This window comes from Gillisia sp. Hel_I_29, assembly GCF_000744275.1.
Taxonomy (GTDB): domain Bacteria; phylum Bacteroidota; class Bacteroidia; order Flavobacteriales; family Flavobacteriaceae; genus Gillisia.
The window spans coordinates 2458704-2480248 of record NZ_JQLP01000005.1 but is presented as its reverse complement, the minus strand read 5'-3'; the positions used below and the strand labels follow the sequence as shown (position 1 = coordinate 2480248).

Sequence of the window (21545 nt, the reverse complement as noted above, 5' to 3'; positions counted from 1 at the left end):
TGCCAACGCTCAATCCGTACTAAATAACAAACCTCGAATAAATACGCAGAACGTAAAAACCACTATGAGCAAAACCGATTAAGTACAAAATGTGGGCAATTGAGTGAAAAGTTATTTACAGACCAAGAATCAAACAAGCTAACTTACGAAACAAGACCGATGTGCAAAAGCAAAGAAAAAACATTGAGATTGAATTAAACTTATGGCTAAAGCGAAATATTATGTTGTCTGGGAAGGCAGAAAAACAGGAATTTTAGAAAGTTGGACGGAATGTAAAGAAAGCGTAGACGGATTTAAAGGCGCAGAATATAAGTCATTTAAATCTCTCGAATCAGCCGAGAAAGCATATTCAGAAAATTATGATAATTATAAAGGTAAAAAGATATTTGAAACCGAATTGTCTGATGAAGAATTAGAGCTGATTGGTAAACCAAATTTAAATTCAATTTCCGTTGATGCAGCTTGTAATATGCAAAATGGTCAAATGGAATATCAAGGAGTCGAAACGAGCACTAAAAAAGTGCATTTTAAACAAGGACCACATAAAGGGGCTACAAACAATATCGGCGAATTTCTCGCGCTTGTTCACGCAGTTGCATTAATGAAAAATAAAGGAGATAATCTACCAATTTATTCGGATAGTAAAACTGCAATAGGTTGGGTAAAATATAAACGTTGTAATACTACCGCTACCGAAACAAAAGAAAATAAAGAAGTTTTCGACTTAATTAAAAGAGCAGAAAATTGGCTGAAAAATAACGAAGTTGAAAATAAGATTTTGAAATGGAAAACGAAAGCTTGGGGCGAAATTCCAGCTGATTACGGAAGAAAATAGTGTTAAATGCAAACGTACAATAGGTTGGTTAATCAAAAAACAGGCATTCTTCTGAAAAGTGTTATTTTAGAGAGCAAGTAAAAAAAACAATAAAGCCAATAAGTCCTCGCCCTTACTCCACGCCATTTGCGTTAAACAAGACCGTTAGTGGCAATGTTTTAACACGAGTATAGATTTGAAAATTTATTCAAATATTCAGAAATACGATTAAATTGATTTTTAGAACCCTTAAATTTAACCTTACTTTTAAAAAGGTCAATCCCATATTTTTCCAAGAAAGAACCAATTGAAGAATTTAAAAAAGAAGATGACAATGAACAATTGTTATCTACAACAATTATAATTTCATTATTCTTATGAACTGCACTGTCTAAGGCATTAAATAACTTAACCCCTTGTGAATTAGAACTACAGTTGTCTACTAAACTATTCAGAGTTATTAACATATTTATTTAATTATATATTTAAAAGTACAAATAATTCTTTTGCAAAAATAACTCTTTTCTTTGTTTTAACAATTCATGAAAGACTAAAATCGATATAAGTCATCCGAATCATCAATATTTTAGAATGTTCTTAAATCCATTTCAACTTTAATTAAAGTTCCTGAAAATGAATGCTTTGTTGGTCCAACATCATAATTTTCATTAGCTCTTTTTTGTAATATTCCATTATTTGAAACTATTGTTAATTCTCCATTGGAGGATTCGGTCAGTTCTAAAATATTATTTAGTCCAAAACCTCTATTCCTCGGTGTAGATTTAACGGAATATCCTAATTCAATGGATTTTAAAAGAGCCCTGAAATCTTCTCTCTTTTTGATTATTTTTAATCCGATAATTATTAATTGATTTAGAAATGCCTATACCAAAATCACAAACAGAAAAAGATAGTTTATTAATTTTAGGAAAATATTGAGTAATAACATAGCCTGAGATTTCAGAATTAGAGTGATCAAAAATATTATTAAATACTTCATACAAATTAGATGATAATGGCAACAAATCCTTATTGCTCATAAATGTATCATTAAAATATTTTTTAGCAAACATTGAATAACCATACATCATATCTCTATTCAATTTCCACAAACAGAGAGTTGTTCGATTTAATGAAATTGTAAAATTCTCTCGATTAAATCCATCTTCCCAATACCTTTTAAATTTAAAATTATTCAAATGATTATTGAATTTAGATGTTCCACCTATAAACGAAACATTTGCACCTTTTATATAAAAACTCTCAATAAGGCAAGCGAGAACCACAAAATCGTCAGTGTGAAGAAAATTTACATAATTAAAATCAACAATCAGATTATTAACCTCAGAATTATGCTTTAAGCTTTCATTTATAAATTCAAACCAATCATCCATTTCTTGATTTGCAGGCACATTTATTTTATAGCTTTTCATTAATTTTCCTTTTTAGAACAAAAATAATGAATTACAACACAAACACTACCGCTAAGTCGGTTAAGTGCAAATAGCTGACAATTAAGTGAAAAGTGATATTTTAGACACTAAATAACAAATAACAAATTAGAGTCCCTACTCCACGCTTATTGTGTTAGGTACTATTAGTGTGATGTTTATTCTCATACACGAGTTTAAGAACTTAATTTATCTAATATGAATTCAGGGAATTTTCTATTGAACTAATCCTCGACTACAAATCACTTTTGAAGTTTCATCTTTTGTTCCAATGCCTCCATATCCTTTCCTACCTTCTCATCCAGCACTTTGGCGTAAATCTGTGTTGTTTTTAAAGATTTGTGTCCAAGCATCTTACCAACCGATTCAATAGGCACACCTTTAGAAAGCGTTACGGTGGTCGCAAAGGTATGACGGGCTAGATGCGTGGTTAAATTCTTTTTGATGCCACACACGTCGGCTATCTCTTTTAAATAGGCATTAGATTTTTGATTTGTCAGAGCCGGCAATACTATTTTTCCCATTTTCACTTGCGGATGATCGCTGTATTTTTCAAGTATTGTTTCCGGCACATCAAGAATGGGAATGCTGCTTAAGGAATTTGTTTTTTGGCGTTTGGTTTTTATCCATTTCTTTCCATTCATTCCGATGACAATATCATTTTCCGAAAGCTTTTTTACATCGGCAAAAGCCAGACCGGTATAACAACAAAACAGAAAGATATCTCTCACAAGGTCTAGGCGGGAAATATCAAATTCCGCTTCTGCCATCTTCTGAAGTTCCAGATCGGTTAAATATTCTCTTTCGGAAGACTTCCAGGTTCCCTTCCAGTGAAAAAATGGATCACGATCTATCCACTGATTGGCATAGGCAATTCGAATAATCTTCTTAAAATTGACGATATACTTTAGAGAGGTGTTATGTGCGCAGTCTTTTTGGGATTTTAAATAATGATCGAATCCAGTAATGAATTTATGATCTACATCCTTAACCAGAATATCTTTCTTCTTGTAAGAGAATTGTAGGTAATTTTCGATATGATTTTTACAGGCATCATACCGCTGCATAGTGCCTTTGGTGTATCCTTTACCTATCAACTTTTTCATTTGGTCATTATGCTCCTGAAAAATCTCCATAAGCATCCGCTCCTCCTCACCCTTTCCAAAATATATGTCATTAATAATTTTAGGTGAAATAGGCAGATTATCTCTTAATAATCGATCGTGAATATCATATAATTTGGTTTTGATGGAATCCAGATACCGATCAATAGCTCTAGATTCATCGGAGTTCCCTCTGGCTTTCCCACTTCTGTTATCCCAGTATTTAATATCCACTCTTCGACTAGTACTAAATTCAGAACGTTTACCTATGTAGGTAATTCTAGTATATAAAACAGCAGATTCTGCTGAATCAGAGGCTCTTTGTTTTGGATAAAAAAGAATTGAAAATGAATTTGACATTGGTGACAGTTTTAAAATGCTCACCGGAAAGGTACAAAATGAAGGAATATAAAAGTGTTAAAGAAAGCTCGCAACACTTTCATTAACAGCTATTTATGAGTGTTCTGGTGAGCATTTTCAGAGCAAAAAAATGCTCACCGAATTGAGCACCAATTAGTTACGTTTATATGGGTTTAAATGAGTATAATTAAAATTAAAAAGCCTCTAAATCGTTGATTTAGAGGCTTTTAGTATAATTTTACATCGTAATAAGCGGTCTGGACGAGACTCGAACTCGCGACCTCCTGCGTGACAGGCAGGCATTCTAACCAACTGAACTACCAGACCGTTGCTTTATTGCGATGGCAAATATACATCTGTTCAATTAGCTAAAAATGAGTTGGGTCACTTTTTTCCTTGTTAAAATATATTTCAAATAACTTCTAATTCAATTCTAATTTAAGAATTTAAAATTGGATATATAAAGCAATCAAATTTATATATTTCTTAATTTCCGAATAATCGAAATAAGTTGGATACTTTTTAAATCCTTAACTTTAGTACCTTAACCTTCCCAACAAACCATAAAATGACTGTAAATCTCAGAGAACTACAAAAGAAAGAGGCCAAAGAAAAATTAGCCAAACGTAAATTAGACTTAAAAAAAATTCTAGAAAAGTGGGAACCTCTTATCCTAAGCATAAAGAGATTTGAGCAATTCTATAGCAGGTATAATCGAAAAAACATTCAAGAATTACAAGCTTTGATTCAAAACTCAAAAGATATCTTTAATATTCCTAATCAAAATTTTAATTTTTTTGAGTTCTCTAAGAATGTTCAAAATTCTAATTCAATAATGGCAACGGAAGAATCTTTTTACAAGTTTAAATCAGATGTCATTGAAACTGCTATAAAGAACAAATATTTTAGAGCTATAGATATGGCTATTTGTAGAGATATTAGGTCCTTTTTTAGGAAAGGTAATAAAAATACGGGCTCCTTGATTCCTCTTATATTATCGTTCGATGAATATTCCCCTATTAATAATTCAGAGCCTTTAAAGGAACTAGTTCATTTAATTAAAATTAACTCAAGTCTCGATATTATTCAAATTGCAATCGATGAATTATGTTTTTATTGTGTAAATATATATAAAGACCATGTTAACCTTCTAAACAAAATAGGCCTTCAACTTTAAGTTTGGGAGATTTGGGTGAAGAAGATGCAATAATGAGGTCATTTCAAAACGGTGAACAGGATAGATTTGGCTATTAATGTTTATAATTTTTAACAAATAAAATCAGCAGTCCACCTCAGTGGAATTATTCCGAATAAATAATGAGCTTATTACTTTCACTATCTACTATTAATAAAAAAAAATTCGGATTACCCGAAAATCATGATTGATGATAAGTACATTACCATTGAAACAATCAAAAGTGATGATACTATTAATGTATCAAAAATTGGTTAAAAATAGTACTGAACATAATATTGAGGATATCAGTGGTAATTCTGTATATCACGGTATCTCTTATGATGATGAAGACCCTACCCTAATAATAGTCTACTTTGAAGATGATGATAATGTTCAAGAGATAAGAGCTATTTATCCGCTTAAAGATGATACTGGTGATGAAATCTATAGGTTTTTTGTAGATAAAAAGTATATTTATTGAAACTATTAAAACTTTCACATTAATGAATGCAATTTTATAAAAAGATAAAGAATGAAAAATCTGGTATTTACATTTATTTTTATGACTTTAAGTGGCTCCCTATATAGTCAAATACTGATTGGTTTTACATCCTCTCAAATTAAAGCATATCACTCCGATAGCGAATATGTTCTAGATAGTGTAACAGACCAATTCGGTGAATCTATTACAATTACAACCAATAAATCCGAAACTACTTTTTTTCATGATTTGAATGGAATTTGTAAAAGCCAAACCGTAATGCCATTTGGCAATGCTGCACTAAATGAATTTGTGAAAATTTATAACAAAGAATTAATCACAATTTCCAGTAAAAAATGGAGAGCTTACTTATCGAATGGAATATTTACTGTAACATTAGAGTACGGAGAAAGCATGCCACCTTATTTTATCTGGGTTGAACATACTGGTGAGTAACTTTTAATATCCTCAATCACTAATTCTGTGAACTCCTCTATTGCATTTATAGATAAATTTATTGATTGTTTATAAAGCTGTATACTTCTTTTATTGCTTACCTCAGTTTTGTGATACTGCAAAACCCCCACACATTTAACTGTATGAGAGCTATTAAAATTGATTCGTATTATTTAGCTTCAACCTTCTGTGCAGCACAAAGACCGCAACTACTCCAACTAACCAAAATGATATTATCTAAAGGACTAATTCATAATCTTGATATTGTTATAACTTACGAAAAGATGCTTTAATACCTAAGATAACACCATTATTTCGTTAATTTATATTTTGTATAACATGTTACCCGCAAGCTAAAAAAACATTGGAGATACAATTAGAACCATACAAAACGATTAAGAATCAGGATTTTGGAACAGCGGAAATAAAAATAACGCAGGAAGTTTTTGACGACGTTATATTTATAGATAATAAAACAGTTCTGAACTTTGACAATTGTCGATTTCAAAAGCTAATTATTATCAACGAAAATGCAATTGACTTCAAAAGTATATCGTTAAACTTTTCATCCTGCCAAATTCAAGATATTCAAATAGGCACAATAAAAACCGAACAAATTTCATTTCATTTCGGCGGTTCTATAATTAGTGGGAATATTAATAATAATTTAATTAAAAATATTTCAATTAATAATTGCTTTACACCCTCTCTATTTTTACAATACCAAAAACGAATAGACATATCTTACACTGAAGAAAATATATTTTTAAGTAAATGGAAAACTTTACTTAAAGGCTCTGATGTAAAGTCAATAGGTAGTTTGTTAAGTCTAAAACAATCAATTTATGTTAATCACTCAAAACAAATAAATATTCGCTTTAACCAAAGCAAAGAAGAAGAATCAGGAGTTTATTGTGCCCTAAACGAACAAATAACGGAATATAAAACTCGATATTTTTTAACAAATGCGGAAAAGAAAAAACTAAATATAAACTTAAGCATAGATTTTTCCAAGGTAATTGATGAACAACTAAAGATTGAAAATTGCATCTTGAATTCTCTATCATTAAGAGGTTCTGCCAATGAAAAAATTTCCATTGAAAATACAGAAATAAGCAACCTTTTCATTAGAGATTTTAGCTCTGAATCTGAAATGTTGCTTTATAATATTTCGCCCTACTCAATTGATTCTAAAGTTGAAGTCCATAAATCTAATATGGATAATAGTTGGTTCGATAACATTGATTTCAATGCTTATAAAACATTGTCATTTTATAGAACACGTTTTGCTAAAGCAACTTTTACAAGCTGTAATTTCCCAAAAGATAGTTTGAGTTTTGAAAAGTTTATGACATTAGAAAATATACATTACCCTGAAAAAAAACCACAAAACTATTATAAAGACCAATATGAAACGTTTCTTCAATTGAGGAAATCTTTAGAAGGTTCTGGAAATTATTTTGAGGCACAAAAACTCGGTGCTATTTCAAAAGATTCTTTGAAAAAGATTTCCAGCTTACCGAAATCTGATAAATTTATCCTTGGTTTGAACAGTATTTCAAACAATCACGGATTATCAATTAAAAGACCTCTTTTGGGACTTTTTTTCTTCTCAATACTCTTCTACGTTTTATATCTTTTAAATATTGGTAGAATTTTTAAGTCAACAGAAATTGACTGGAATTTAGTAGGACATTATTTTTCATTCTTAGATTTAACTCACAGAAAGGATTTTTTAATACCTAAATCGGAGTATACATTTTGGACATTGTTTCTCGATTTTGGAAATAAAATAATTGTAGGTTTCTTTATATTTCAATTTATTTCAGCATTTAGAAAGTATGTGAGGAAATAAAGCCAGCGGGTAACACCGTATATAGCTCATAGCTAGATAGTTGATAAATCCATGTTAAGGTACATTTACTAGTCCGCCAAATTTTTTAATTTGGCTTATTGATAAAAAAAGATAATAAAAAAATTAAAAAATTCGGCTCGTGCTTAACCGAAAAGCTATCGCTAATTTGCACGCTACGAGCCATATACAAGACCATTGGCAACAAGCATAATTAAAATATGAATAAAGTACAAACTGAAAAATTTTTAGATTCCAATTCCAGTTCCATAGAAATCATTAGAGATTACTTTGACAAATTATTAAGTAAGTTGGAGTCTCTTAAAAGTGAAAACATTAAAACCCAAATGTGGCTTTTAGCTTTAATCATGATATATTACGGAATTGATTTGAAGCTTTTTTCAGAGATAAATCTTGGAACATTTAGTATCTCAACTAATCAAGAAATTATAAAGCTACTAATTCCTTTAATTTTCAATTATTTCTTTTTACAATTTGCAGCTATCAATTCACAGAGAGGAACAATTATAAGTAATATAAGACAAATTGGAGGTTATATTTATAATACAAAAAATGATATTTTCGAAGAATCAATGTATTCAAAGTCATTCCTTTTAGGGATAATGCCTTTTTCCATTGCTGAAGAAGTACAAAGTAAATACTTAGATAAGGGAAAACTTAAAATAGATACAATCTTACTAACGATACCACTTATTGCAATAATGGTTATCCCAATAATTTTTCCCGTTTTAGCAATTATAGATTTATTGGATGCACAATGGAGTTTAAATTGGTTTAGTAAAATAATTACAGTTCTAACTATTTGGTTATTTCTTGTAACAATATTTTACTATGTGAGATTGATAATAAAAAGCGTAGCTGACGTGAAACAGGATTTCAGTAAAACGCCAGTTGCCAACGTCGGTTAAGCGCAAATAGCGGGCATTTAGATAAAAAGTAATATTTTAGACACCAAGTAAAAAACAACTAAGCCGACAAGAACGTGTCCCTACTCCACGCTACTTGTTGTCTCAACCAAGAAAGTTGGTAGCAATTTTTAAACAGAGAAATAATAAATGACTAATTGTATTATTTGTGATAAGAAGAATAATTCGAATTCAATTGAACATATTATACCTGAAAGTTTAGGAAATCAGCATTATATTCTTGAAAAAGGAGAATTATGTGATAATTGCAATAATTTATTTTCCAAATTCGAGAATAAGGCGTTATCGAATTCAGTTTTTGCTATGGAAAGAGCTCGACTTGGAATAAAAACAAAGAAAGGTAAAACTGCAAAGGGGAAAGTTGACAAACTAGAAATAGAAGGAAATAAAGATTTTAAAAGAAACCATGTTGAAATCAAAGGACTAGATAAGGAAAATTTCAAAAATTATAATCCCAAAACTAAAACTGGTCAGGTTTACGTTAAAGCATTTGACCAAAGTGAAAATGCTGTTTCTAAGTTCTTATTGATGGTAGCTGTTGAATCAATATATAAATCTCAAAAAAAGCTTTATGATAAATATAATTTTAAAGAATTAAAACATTATTTGACTAATCAAAACACTAAAGACTGGGTTTTCATAACCACTAATAAAGCTTTGGAAAATTCGAAAAGTATTCCTACCTATCTTGATAAATACAGATTAAGTAAAATAAAATGTAAGTTGAGATTTAAAGAAGTGTCAGATGATATTTTATTATTTAATTATGACTTAGGAGGAATATCATTAATCATTAATCTGTTGAATAGAGATTTGAAGTGGCTTGAAAAATTTGAGGAAAAATCGATTTACCCTGAGCATTTTAGAAAAAAACTGCAACCAACATCGGTTAAGCGCAAATAGCGGGCATTCTGTTGAAAATTGCTATTTTAGACACCAAGTAACAATACAGCAAAGCCGAAAATTTAGCGGCACTACTCCAAGCTACTTGCCTTAACCAAGACCGTTAGCATACATTAAGAACTCACTCATATAATGAACAATAGAACAAATATTAAAGTATGTCATTAAAAGATATTAAACATCCAATATTATATTCAACGATGACTACTCTTGCATATAACATTAATAAAAAATACTATAACGATAAACACTATATGTGGTGTACACCGTATTTTGGTTCAGATTTTCAATCACCTCATTTTACAGTTCCACCAAGTTCATCACCAATAGAGATTTATAAATTATTGCAAAATGAAATCGATGGTTCGGATTTGCACAATGTCAAAATTAAATTAAACAGAACTGGAATCAGAAAAGGTGCTGACATTATGCTTAAATTAGGTAAGATTGACGAAGAAAAACACAATGAAATAGTTGCTATTTCAAAGTTGGCTAAAGACCAACAGTTTAGACCTCTTCTTTGCGTGATTTCCCGATTAGAAGCTGTTCCTTACTATAATAAAGTAGACGTAAAGGATAGAGCAAATCCATTATCACATGAGTATATAGTTTCGGATTTACCACAGTCAGCTTTTGATATAATTAAAATCGGATAAGATGAAAGAATTTAAAAAAATTACTCAAGGATTTTCAATTCCAGAGATAAGAAGTGCCTTATATTATTTGAGTAGATATATAAAACAGGCAGAAAAATTTGAAGATTACAAGAAAGATTTATTTGAAGACGGAATTAATAGTGCGCCAAAACAAGAAATTAAAGATTTAACGAAAAATCTAATTGCTTCCGTTGAAAAAACAGCGGATAAAAAAGCATCAAAATTCACTAATGATGAGTTCTACTTTTGGATGGATAATATTTCGGAATTTGAAGATAGCCTCGACCCTAAAATAAGTGAATCACAAATTGAGAATGCGATAAGGCAAATTAATCTTTTTGAAAGTCCAAATATAAGTGAACCTGAAAAATAACGTATGCTATCACCTTATATAATTTATTGCTAGTTCTAGCCAACATTTAAATGAAATATTCAAGAAAAGAAATAACAAGAGCTGGTAACGTGCTTTTAGCTTCAAAATCTGAAGATGAAATCAATATTGCATTAAATAAAATAAATATTTGGCGGACAAATCATCTTCAACCATTAAAAGTTATGAAGAGAAGATTGATGAAAGTTTTAGATAAAAATAAAATTGAGCCTCATTTAATCTCACAAAGGTTAAAGCGATTGACATCAATTGAATATAAGTTAGACCTAAACCCTAGTATGGGCTTAGGAGGTATGCAAGATATTGGTGGATATAGAGCTGTACTTAAAGATGTAAAGGATTTAAAAAAACTTAAAGGAATTTTAGAGAGCGAGACATATCACAACAAATCAGATAAGACCAATGATTATGTTTCTAGACCAAAACCCTCTGGATATAGGAGCATTCATTTCATTTACAATTATAATTCAAAAGTTGAAAAATATAATCAATTGAGAGTTGAGCTTCAGATTAGAACTAAACTTCAACATAACTGGGCAACGGCAGTAGAAACAGCTGGAATTATAACAAAAACATCCTTAAAATCAAGCAAAGGCCCAGACGATTGGCTAGATTTTTTTCAAGTAGTTAGTTCCCTTTTTGCCATAAAAGAGAAGTTACCTGTATTAGATATTCATGAAGAAAGCAGCCTTGAAGAGTTAATGGTTGAATGTTATAAATCGTGTACGAACCTAAGCGTAATCGATACTCTTAAAGCATTAAGAGTTACCACTGAACATCTTGAGAAACAAAAATTTCCTGGAGATTATTATTTGATTCATATTGACATTGTCAAACAGGTTGTCTCATTAAATGTATTCAATAAATCAAGTTATAATTTAGCAACTAATCGATATTTAGAAATTGAGAAAAACATTGATGATTCTAAAAATGCAGTTGTGTTGGTATCCGCTACTTCATTTAAAGATTTAAAAAAGGCATATCCAAGTTACTTCTTGGATACATCAGAATTCTTAAATGCTTTAGAAAAAATAAATAAAAATTGTATTAAATTAAATCTTATATAGAACGTTGGCTAACATCGTTTACTCGCAAATAGTGGGCAGTTTGGTGAAAAGTGATATTTTAAAGACTAATTTTCAAACAACATAGCAACCTAGAATGCGACCTTATTCCAACAAATGGGTACACCGTGACAATTGATAATACGTTACGATTATTATTGAGTAAACTCTTCTTTTTTTGGTTTATTTAGTAATCCATAGTTAAGAGTTGAATCCTTATACCACTTCTTACCTTCTATGGTTATCCATTGACCAAATCTATTCGGGAGAAACTTTTGTGCCCTTACCTCATTTTGTAGATAGTAAGTATCATCTATTTGTTTGAACTCTACATTTAGTTGGTCTATTATTTCCCTTTTTAAATTAATCCTTGTCATTAGTATCTCAACTACCTTATCCTTTATCATTAATATCATTTTCTTTGGATGTAATAGTATTGATTTATTCTTTTAATTCGTCCCTAGCATTATATTGATTCTTTATTAGGCTGTAGACTTCTTTTATTGTTTAACTCCAGTTTTGTGATACTGTAAATATCCCCACACACTTCGCTGTATGGGAGCTATTAAAATTGATTGGTGTTGTTAGGCTTCGGACATCATCAATCTTTTAACTTTCTGTGCAATTCCTAACGAGACACCACCCAAACGTGCAGCTCTTCTTAATGATTCACCATTTCTAAGTTCAGCCTGCACGTTTTTATATTTCTTTAAGAATTCTTCATCGGTCATGCGAGTTCCATATAAGCGACCTTTATACTTACCTTTAAGTTTTGCCAATTCAATACCAGCTTTTTGACGCTCCAACATATTATTACGTTCCATTTCAGCGACATTCCCCAAAACTGATGCAATCATCTTGAAGGTTGGATTTGGTTTTTCATTAATCATTGAGAACATTCCAATATTTTCAACAAATAGGTTCACTGATTTTGAATTGAAATATTCAATCATTGTCAAGATGTCGATTATATCCCGACCCAGGCGGTCTAGAGTTGTAATGTGGATTTCAGCTATATTTCCCTTATCGATATCTTGAATTAATTTTTTAGCCTCATCACGTTCAAGGAACTTTACTGCACCAGATGCTTTCTCAACGTATACTTTTGAAAATTCGTTTGAATTAATTTCTTGTCTCGAAGTGTTCTGCTCTACTGTGGAAACTCTAACGTATTTAACTTTGGTCATGATGATATATTTCTAGGAATAATTCAAATATAATGTATATTTTTAGGGTGGCAAAATAATACATCAAAAAACGACCATTTTATACCAATTAGGTATATCCAACAAGGGCATAGTCTAAAATTGAACGAGAATAGCCATCAGTTTAATTTTAAATCTTTAATCATTCCTCCTATCCCTTAAAATTTGCAATGACATTTCATTAATACTAGTATCCGCCTTGCTCACATTCCGTTTTGTCAGAAAAACATCAATCTGAAATTTTCTAATTAAATCATCATCATTCAAAATCCTATCTTCAATTCTATACTTATCTTTAAATCTATTAATCTCCAAGCTAGTAACTCCAATGTTATTTCTATGATTTACGATTAGTGCGATTTCCTTATCAGTATGAATATTTTTATACTCAGAATGCAAATTTTCGGCAGACCTTATATGCTCATATTCGTACTTTTCCCCACCTCTAAAAATTGAACCAGTGTATACATCTTCAAAGTAAGAAACAGGTCTTCCATCCAATTCCACCCCTCTTATAACTGCTTCATCATGTAGTTTTTTCTTTACCTTAATAAATTCCTTGTTAATATCTATCCTAGAATAAGGTCTAATAATATCATGCATCCTTTATTCCTTTAAATTTATAAATGCGTCTAGTTATTTTTTTTCCACTACCACTAATATCAATACCAATGGAATTTTCACTAGCATTTCCTCCTATCTTGCCATTTCCAGATGACTCATAAAATTCTTCAATTTCTACATCGACTGCATTATCGATTCTTCTTGAAATAGCAAATTCTTGGTCTGTCTTTGCTTGTAATTCCAAAATTTTGCATTCAATTATCTTCTTTTCCAATTCAATTTTCATTTCTGCTATATCTCCATTTTTCAGAATTTCTGCAACTTCCATTGACTTTTCCAAAAAGTAGGATTCTAGTGGATAAAGAAATTTAATTGTATCGATACTTTTCTTTTTTATGCTCATATTAATTTTTCCATTTAGTTTTATTAATTAAGTACTTTATGTACTTCACTATGTATATCCAGACACATCTGTCTTTTATCTTCTATCTCTTTTAATAAGCTTTCATTGATTTCGCTAACTTTCATTAATTCCTCTTTTTTATCATTATTAAGTTTCTTCAATAAATGAAAGTTTGTTAGTAGAGGTTGTATCATTTCCTTTCTTACCGATTCTTTGGTCTCCAATATTGCATTATTAAAATTAATTCTTAATTCTTCTTTAAATTCCCTCAGTTTACGTTCAGCATTTTCCACTTTCTTCTTTTTATAAAAATGGGCTCCCGCATCCCACACTGCAACAGCTATATTAATAAAAGGAACGGACTGGGCTATACGCGTGGAAATTTTTTGAGTCAACTTTACAGCTTCCCATGGTTTGAATTTATGACCCAACTTGTGTCCGATATCTAAAACCACATTCCTATCAATCTTACTTATCAATTGTTTTGATAATGAACTATAATCACCTTTAAATATGGTTGAAACCATCTTATCCTCTCTACCTCCCAAAGTTTCAAATTCAATAACATTTTCCCTAATATCTTTTAAAAGGCTAGAATCGGAAGATTTTTCTTTTTTATAGGAAATAGTTGATACCTTCCCGAAAATATTTTTTAATTTTTCTGATTCATTTATGCGCTTCTCCACTTCTTTGGATAGTTCTGAATTAGCTAATTTGATATTTTCACTTTCGAAATCCTCAAGTACCAAATTAGACTGCTGTGTCAAATAGTCGATTCTCCCAGTTATTTTCTCATTGAATTCCGCAAATTTATTCTCTAAGAAAATTTTGAATTCCTTAGGCGGATTATCCAATGCAGAATAAATTTCACCAGACACTTGTAATACATCAGAATTTAAATTACCCTCAAAATCATTGGTAATGGACTCAATTGTTTTTACCGTCTCATTTAAGAATTGGAGTTTAAAATTTATTAGTTCAATTTCTTTATTAAAATCGCTGTTTACTTCAATAGCTTGAGACAGTACATAAAGTTTCATTAAGGGAGTCGTTAACCGACTTTTCTCTTCTTTATTTAAAAGAAATGAATCTAATGTTTCCATAAAAGAATTAAACCCACTTTTCTCCATATAGTACTTTTTATCTTCCAGCTCTTTTTCTTGATTACTTAGATTGAAATATTCAGCAGAAATAAAAGTTGGAAAATAATCTTCTAATGGAGTAGGGTCAATTGCTTCTTGCAATTCTTCCCTGAAAATTTCTATATCATTTCCCTCCCCATCTATAAAATTCATAACAAGCATCAACTCTTGCTTCCTATTATATTTTTTTAAAATATCATGAAATCTTCTTCCTGCGAACGAATCAAACAAATCTGGGGTCAAAAAATATAATAACAAATCTGCCTCTTCTAACCATTTGCGGGTTTCGCTATCATGGTCGGGATTACCACTGCCTAGCCCTGGTGTATCCACCAATTTGTAACCCTTCCATGGTATCTCAACAGCTTTAAATGTTTCAGGCTTATTACTAGTAGGAAAATTTTCCCCTGTAAGAATGTTTATAATAGTAGTTTTACCTGCATTATATTCTCCCACAAAAGCTATTGTTAATTCATTAGTGTTGAATATCATTTCCTCGATATTTTCCAACTCCTTTAGGACTTTCTCCTTGTCATATTCTGTCCTATAATTCAATTTATTATTTAAAACTAAGCTCTTGAAGTATTGACAAATTGTGTTAACCTTATTTTGAATTATTTCAACCTTTGTTTCTATCATGATTTTATGCTTTTAATAAAATTACTTGCTTTTCTTCAACTCGTGTAAATACTCTCTGAAGTTCATGGATTGCATCTGGTAGCTCTTCTAAAATTAGAGTTATTAATTTTTCAGAATGAATAACATTTTGAATCTTACAGGAGGTTGTATTAGAGAGATTATCAATAATTGCCTGATATTTATTCTTATCCGTGACAATTGCTATTTTTTCAATTAAAATTTTTAAACTTTTAATTTCAGACTGATGCTTTTTGGAATACAGTTGATATTCACTTAGTACATCGATATGGTCAACTTTTATTTGCTCTATTATCTTTGCATTAGAATCTAAAATTTCATTGATTAAATTGTTTTTTATGGCCTTAATTTCTTTTTTAAGTTCAGAACGCGCCTTATTCTTGGCTTCTGCTATTTTTTTCTTTTGTTTTCTAGACAAAAACATCCCTGCAATGGACAATACTATTCCAAGACCCATTAGACCCCAACCTACAGGATTCCAAAAATTTGTACTTCCCAATCCAAAAACAGTTCCTGTAGCACCTCCTATAAGCCCTGTTCCTGAAATACCCAATACGATGCCCCCAAATACACCTGAAATAACTCTTGCTCCGTCAATAACATTACTCCTAGACTTAGCCTTATCAATGTCAGTTATTTTTTCACTTGTTGAAATATTTAAACTAGACTTACTGAAATTTAAATCTAATAATTGAAGTTCATCTGAAAAGCAATTAAAATAGTCCTTCACCTCCTTCTTGATAGCATTTTGCAATTCGCTATTAGCCTTATCAATACATATCCTCATTTCAGATTCACAAATAAAATCATCTAATATCTTCTTTCTTTCCTGTTCTTCTTTTGCATCAAACAATTGATTTATAACAAAGTCAATAACACTTAATTTATTCTGAAAATAATTGCCGAGTATTTTCTGTATAATTGAATTTTCAATTTGACTTATTTTATGCTTAACGGAATTGAATTTTTCAATGTTTCTAATAAAAACTTTTTGCTGCTCATCCAAAAAGGAATTGAAAACATTAAGTTCCCCAACAATTTTATCTGAAAACAATTTCACAGTTTCATGAGGGTTCTTTATTCGATAAAGTTCTCCGAATTCTGTAACTTCCGTAATCAATAAATTTTTCAAATTTTCGAAGTTACTAATAGAATTAAGCTTCTCAGAAAGAACTTTATCAGTAGAATTATTTGAAAGAAATGCTGATTCAGAGTGAATTGGTATAATTGGAATCAAGTCCTTTTCTATTCCTAAGACATTCAAAACATAGTCATTAATTCTATCCTTGTATTCTTGGATTTTACTTTCTTCAAAAATTCTATCTGAATTTTTGAGAAACATTTCCAAGTCCTTTGTGCCTAATTTACCAGCACTTTGTTTAACATTTAAAATAATGATTATGGGCTTCTTCTGCTGATAAAATAATTTGAATTTCTCAAAATCACTCTCGTCAATTTGATGCGGCATTAAGAAGGCAATTAAATCGGATTTATCGGCATATTGTAATGCCAACTTATCGAGTTGGTCAATTTTATGTAAGGTATCTATCCCTGGCGTATCTATTACTTTTAAATCATTCCATGAATATTCCTTTACATCTTTAGTTGTGTTTTGTCTTCCAATTCCAATCGTACTACCATCACCGTTTGTAAGAGCTTCCATAGTGGTGCTTTTACCAACTTTAGATTTGCCAAATAAACATATTGTAAACTTATCTATTCTCTGAATTTTTTCTTCAAAGGAAGCTATGAGTTTATCAGACCCGTAATTGAAAATTTCGGTGAGTGCAAAATTAAATTCATCAAATATGCTTCCCCAAATTTCATCATAGGTTGAATATTTATTTTGTATGTTATTAATATCCTTATTGATGCTTTTATCTATTTTTATAATTTCATCAAAAATCTGAACAATTTCATGGTGGCAGGAAATAAATTCTTTTTGAGCAACCATTTTGCAACGTGTTAACTTATATGCAAATTCACTCTCGTGACCATGTTCAGCTTCATAAGTATTCAATACCCCAGATTCTTGTACTGTTTCCAAATATTTATAATAAATAATCTCGGAAAATTTTTTGCTCATATAATATTTATTATTTAGATAAAACGGCTAGATAAAATTTTAAATTCAACAACCGTTTCATATTCATACCATTGATATATTTTCTCTAGATTATGATATTAGTCTGAATTTATGTCTAAAGTAATTTCCTCAAGAATGGAATTAAAGTAATGGTCAATATTGTTCCTCCATAAATAATTAGGGTGATATGTTCGATAAGCTGATGATACACCAGGAATATCTATTTTAACTATTTGCCGCTCAGTAAATTTATCTACTGAAATGAAATTCACCTCTCCAAATTGCTGTTTAATGAACCAATCATAGTTTGGTCCAGACATAAAAATTATTACGTCAGGTTTTAATATCTCAACTTCTTCTCTAATAACTTTAAAATACTTTAGTTCCACCTCTTCAATATACCTCGGAGGAAGTCCAAGTCCGTCCCTTTTTCCTACTTTCACAATATCATTCCAAATGAAATCAATTGATTTTCCTGGGAACTTATTATAAATCAATTCTCTTAATCTATTGACTCCATTCCAAAATTGACCCCCATATTTATCGTAACAATAATTGGAAAGGAAGAAATCCTGATAATACAATTGAATTTTACTAATACTGTTTTTTAATTCGCCTCCCCACGTATTTGGTTCCTGACCACAAAACATAACTTTGATATCGGAATTTCTATATTTTTCAACATCTCCTATTTTTAGTAAAAGTGGGTTTGCAGGTTTTATTGGAAATTTACTATCCGTATTGATTTTAGAAAGTTCCTCATAAAATTTAGTCCATTTAGAGCTGTAGAGTTTAGTTAACTCAGAATTCATAAATTTTATTGATTTAACTGATTATACACTCTTTTCAAAAGGTAATTCTTCACCAACACACCAAATTCCTTATCATCCATAATCTTAGTGAAGATGTCCTGATTTTGCTCCATACGTCCTATGAGCTTATCCATAAAGGCATCTTCAAAACCGAACTTGAAGTTCTCAATAGAATTGCTTTTAGCCTGTGCTGATAATTTCTTATCCTGGGCCAATTCAGTTTCCATTTGGTCAAAAAATAACTTATCGGCATTATTGAATTCCGTACCAAAACGTTGATTCAAAACTTCAATAATTTCTGAAAGTTGGCCTTCTTCATCTCTTGGCTTTCTAATACCTGCTTCTCCTCCTCCATCAAGATGAGATTCGCCTTCGCTAACCAGGTTTATATTTTGTTCTGCAATCTTCTGTAGTCTATAATATTCCAGAGATACCTCGTCACCTAACTGAAATTTATCTCCCTGATGCTTTTTGGGAAGCTTCTTCAATAAAAATCTTCCATAAGTATAAAGCTTTTCTAGTTCCACATCTGAAAATGGCATTATTTGAGTAAGAAAAGAATACAATCTGGTAAAAGCCTGCAAAGCATTCTTAAAATCATCTTGGGATATCTGATTGCCCAACCCATTCCCATCATCTGCATTCTCCTCAGGTAGTTGCTTGAATCTATCAACTGCTGGGTCTATACAACCATTAAGAATCTTTTGCTCTCCTTTAGATAATAAGGCGGCAGATTTAAAGAATACATTACAAAAATTATTAACCTCACTATCCCAAATTATCTGAGCACTATCTATCACTGTCTTTAAATCGAATAAATGATTTGGGTCGGTGTTTTTCTCTATTGTAGTCAACTCATAATATGGCTGAAATGAATTTAGAACATCTTCGGTTTCGTTGGTAAAGTCAAGAATGAAGGTATTTTCTTTACCTGGGTGAGTTCTATTCAATCTGGAAAGAGTCTGTACACACTTCACACCCGATAGCTTCTTATCAACATACATGGTATGAAGTAAAGGTTGGTCAAAACCAGTTTGATATTTATCTGCCACTAATAAAATCTGGTATTCATCAGTTGAGAATTTCTTTGGTAATTCTTTTTCCTTAAAACCATTTAATTGCTGCTCTGTCACTCCTTCTGGGTAGGTATCATAAATAACCTTACCCGAGAAGGCTACTAGTGTTTTAATATCCTTATAGCCCTTTAGCTTGATATACTTATCAAATTCTTCTTTATATCTAACTGCATGAAGTCTGGAACTGGAGACAACCATTGCTTTAGCTTGTCCTCCAATTTTTTTAGAAACCACCTGCCTGAAATGTTCAACAATAACTTCAGTTTTTTGTGAAAGATTATGTGGGTGAAGAGACATAAATCTACCTATCGCTCTAGCAGCTTGTTTCTTATTCACCTTTGGGTCTTCCTCTATTTCCTTGGATAGTCTGAAGTAGGTTTTATAGGTAATATAATTTTTAAGGACATCCAATATAAATCCTTCTTCAATGGCTTGTTTCATTGAGTAAAGATGAAAAGGTTTTGGGATGCCATTTTTATCTGGTGTTCCAAATACCTCCACTGTCTTTGATTTTGGAGTTGCGGTAAAACCGAAAAAACTTAAGTTTTTTTGCTTACCCCTAGCCTCCATTGACTTTCTTATGCTATCCTCTGCATCCTCATCCAAACCAGAATTCATCTCTTCATCTTCAGCTTCTTCCAAAGATTTCGCAGAAAGGACTTCTTTCATTTTTTTAGTTGCTTCCCCTCCTTGGGAGGAATGTGCCTCATCTATTATAACAGCATATTTTCGGGCTGGTAATTCTCCGATTTTATCCAGTACGAATGGGAATTTTTGAAGTGTAGTGATTATTATGTTACTCCCAGCCGATAGTGCATCAGCAAGTTGTTGAGAATCCTTATCTATTTTCTGAACAACTCCTTGTTTGTGTTCAAATTGATATATGGTATTTTGTAATTGAGAATCAAGAACTCGTCTATCCGTAATAACTATAACCGAATCAAATATTCTTTCATCTTTATCATTGTGTAAACTGGAAAGACGGTAACTAAGCCATGCAATGGAATTTGATTTACCTGAACCTGCCGAGTGTTGGATTAAGTAATTCTTACCCGCTCCATTTAATTTTGCATTCTTGGTTAAACATCTTACTACATCCATTTGATGATAACGAGGAAAAATCATACTCTCCTTCGTTTTTACAACCCCATTCAGCTGATATTCTTCGACATTTAAATGCAGGAACTTTCCAATAAGGTCCATAAAAGAATCTTTAGCCCATACATACTCCCAAAGATATGCTGTACGATAATTGTCCTTTTTTGGTGGATTCCCAGCACCATTGTTATAACCTAAATTGAAAGGGAGATACCTTGTATTCTTCTTTTCAAGTTTTGTAGTCATAAAACATTCATCTGTATCTAATGCAAAATGCACCAATGAACGTTTCTTAAATTTAAAAATGGGTTCTGTTGGTTCTCGGTCGAAAACATATTGCTTTTTAGCATTCTTTACGTCCTGACCTGAAAACTGATTCTTAAGCTCGATAGTAGCTATTGGTAGACCATTGAGTGCTAATACCATGTCTATGGAGTTTCGCCCTTTACGCTCATAATATAGCTGTCTGGTAACCGTTAGTCTATTCTTTCTGTATAATACTTCGGCATCTGGATTTAGACTTGTTTCTGGGCGAAAATATGCCATTTGGAACCTAACGCCATAGTCTATGAATCCGTTTCTTATAACATCTAAAGTTCCTCTTAAATCTAGTTCCTTAAGTATTCTCAGGATTACCTTCTCTTCAACGTTGACTCCGTGAATATTCTCGAGTTTATTCCAGGATTTAGGTTGAGAGTTCTTCAGGAAATTGATAATATACGATGGAAAAACTCCTGTTTGGGGGTCAAAATCTTTAGAATAGCCACGGGAATACCCTCCATCCTCAATCAAGGACAACTCAATAGTAGATTCAAATGTTGCTTCAGTGTGTATACCGTTTGCCATA

Annotated in this window: 21 protein-coding genes and 1 tRNA gene; 10 read left to right on the top strand and 12 right to left on the bottom strand. The window is 31.2% G+C overall.

Annotation, left to right across the window (positions count from 1 at the left end):
* Positions 1–202 precede the first annotated feature (202 nt).
* Positions 203–835 (top strand): viroplasmin family protein, encoded by a 633-nt coding sequence (locus tag P163_RS16470; protein WP_034893780.1) that lies wholly within the window; start codon positions 203–205, stop codon positions 833–835.
* A 158-nt stretch (positions 836–993) separates the two neighbouring features.
* Here P163_RS16470 and P163_RS18840 read toward each other — a convergent pair whose 3' ends face one another.
* The 4 genes from P163_RS18840 to P163_RS16450 form a co-directional block, all read right to left on the bottom strand.
* On the bottom strand, positions 994–1281 hold the full coding sequence (locus P163_RS18840) for an STAS-like domain-containing protein (RefSeq protein WP_034893777.1): 288 nt from the start codon (positions 1279–1281) through the stop codon (positions 994–996).
* A 333-nt stretch (positions 1282–1614) separates the two neighbouring features.
* The gene (locus P163_RS16460) at positions 1615–2247 is read right to left on the bottom strand and encodes a hypothetical protein (RefSeq protein ID WP_034893774.1); all 633 of its coding nucleotides are present in this window, start codon (positions 2245–2247) and stop codon (positions 1615–1617) included.
* A 260-nt stretch (positions 2248–2507) separates the two neighbouring features.
* Positions 2508–3728, bottom strand: coding sequence for a site-specific integrase (locus tag P163_RS16455; RefSeq protein WP_034893771.1), 1221 nt, complete (start codon positions 3726–3728; stop codon positions 2508–2510).
* 253 nt (positions 3729–3981) lie between these two features.
* A tRNA-Asp gene (locus P163_RS16450) sits at positions 3982–4055 on the bottom strand.
* Positions 4056–4296: 241 nt separating this feature from the next.
* Here P163_RS16450 and P163_RS16445 point away from each other — a divergent pair.
* The 9 genes from P163_RS16445 (at position 4297) to P163_RS16405 (ending at position 11658) form a co-directional block, all read left to right on the top strand.
* Positions 4297–4905, top strand: coding sequence for a hypothetical protein (locus tag P163_RS16445; protein WP_034893767.1), 609 nt, complete (start codon positions 4297–4299; stop codon positions 4903–4905).
* 208 nt (positions 4906–5113) lie between these two features.
* Positions 5114–5386: a hypothetical protein gene (locus P163_RS16440; RefSeq protein ID WP_156100730.1), complete on the top strand. Its 273-nt coding sequence runs from the start codon at positions 5114–5116 to the stop codon at positions 5384–5386.
* A 51-nt stretch (positions 5387–5437) separates the two neighbouring features.
* Positions 5438–5842: a hypothetical protein gene (locus P163_RS16435; RefSeq protein ID WP_034893761.1), complete on the top strand. Its 405-nt coding sequence runs from the start codon at positions 5438–5440 to the stop codon at positions 5840–5842.
* Between the two features lie 364 nt (positions 5843–6206).
* Positions 6207–7697 (top strand): hypothetical protein, encoded by a 1491-nt coding sequence (locus tag P163_RS16430; RefSeq protein WP_034893758.1) that lies wholly within the window; start codon positions 6207–6209, stop codon positions 7695–7697.
* 218 nt (positions 7698–7915) lie between these two features.
* Positions 7916–8623: a hypothetical protein gene (locus P163_RS16425; protein ID WP_034893755.1), complete on the top strand. Its 708-nt coding sequence runs from the start codon at positions 7916–7918 to the stop codon at positions 8621–8623.
* A gap of 147 nt (positions 8624–8770) precedes the next feature.
* On the top strand, positions 8771–9544 hold the full coding sequence (locus P163_RS16420; RefSeq protein WP_034893752.1) for an HNH endonuclease: 774 nt from the start codon (positions 8771–8773) through the stop codon (positions 9542–9544).
* 158 nt (positions 9545–9702) lie between these two features.
* Positions 9703–10200: a hypothetical protein gene (locus tag P163_RS16415; RefSeq protein ID WP_156100729.1), complete on the top strand. Its 498-nt coding sequence runs from the start codon at positions 9703–9705 to the stop codon at positions 10198–10200.
* Between the two features lies 1 nt (position 10201).
* Positions 10202–10573, top strand: coding sequence for a hypothetical protein (locus tag P163_RS16410; RefSeq protein WP_034893745.1), 372 nt, complete (start codon positions 10202–10204; stop codon positions 10571–10573).
* A 50-nt stretch (positions 10574–10623) separates the two neighbouring features.
* Positions 10624–11658 carry a RelA/SpoT domain-containing protein gene (locus P163_RS16405; protein ID WP_034893742.1) on the top strand — a complete coding sequence of 345 codons (1035 nt, stop codon included), beginning with the start codon at positions 10624–10626 and terminating at the stop codon, positions 11656–11658.
* A 152-nt stretch (positions 11659–11810) separates the two neighbouring features.
* Here the strand turns inward: P163_RS16405 and P163_RS16400 are convergent, their stop codons facing one another.
* The 8 genes from P163_RS16400 to P163_RS16365 form a co-directional block, all read right to left on the bottom strand.
* The gene (locus P163_RS16400; protein WP_034893741.1) at positions 11811–12062 is read right to left on the bottom strand and encodes a hypothetical protein; all 252 of its coding nucleotides are present in this window, start codon (positions 12060–12062) and stop codon (positions 11811–11813) included.
* A gap of 177 nt (positions 12063–12239) precedes the next feature.
* Entirely contained in the window at positions 12240–12842 is a 603-nt protein-coding gene (locus P163_RS16395) for a recombinase family protein (protein ID WP_034893738.1), read from the bottom strand.
* Positions 12843–12998: 156 nt separating this feature from the next.
* Positions 12999–13463 (bottom strand): hypothetical protein, encoded by a 465-nt coding sequence (locus tag P163_RS16390; RefSeq protein WP_051931277.1) that lies wholly within the window; start codon positions 13461–13463, stop codon positions 12999–13001.
* Entirely contained in the window at positions 13456–13827 is a 372-nt protein-coding gene (locus P163_RS17985; protein ID WP_051931276.1) for a hypothetical protein, read from the bottom strand. The genes P163_RS16390 and P163_RS17985 overlap by 8 nt, the downstream gene beginning before the upstream one ends.
* 23 nt (positions 13828–13850) lie before the next feature.
* Positions 13851–15425, bottom strand: a complete 1575-nt coding sequence (locus P163_RS16380) for a GTPase (RefSeq protein WP_197055446.1) — start codon at positions 15423–15425, stop codon at positions 13851–13853.
* Between the two features lie 187 nt (positions 15426–15612).
* Positions 15613–17712 (bottom strand): GTPase, encoded by a 2100-nt coding sequence (locus P163_RS16375; RefSeq protein ID WP_034893732.1) that lies wholly within the window; start codon positions 17710–17712, stop codon positions 15613–15615.
* A 98-nt stretch (positions 17713–17810) separates the two neighbouring features.
* Positions 17811–18524 carry a uracil-DNA glycosylase family protein gene (locus P163_RS16370; protein WP_034893729.1) on the bottom strand — a complete coding sequence of 238 codons (714 nt, stop codon included), beginning with the start codon at positions 18522–18524 and terminating at the stop codon, positions 17811–17813.
* A gap of 5 nt (positions 18525–18529) precedes the next feature.
* The gene (locus tag P163_RS16365) at positions 18530–21544 is read right to left on the bottom strand and encodes a type I restriction endonuclease subunit R (protein ID WP_034893726.1); all 3015 of its coding nucleotides are present in this window, start codon (positions 21542–21544) and stop codon (positions 18530–18532) included.
* Position 21545 lies beyond the last annotated feature (1 nt).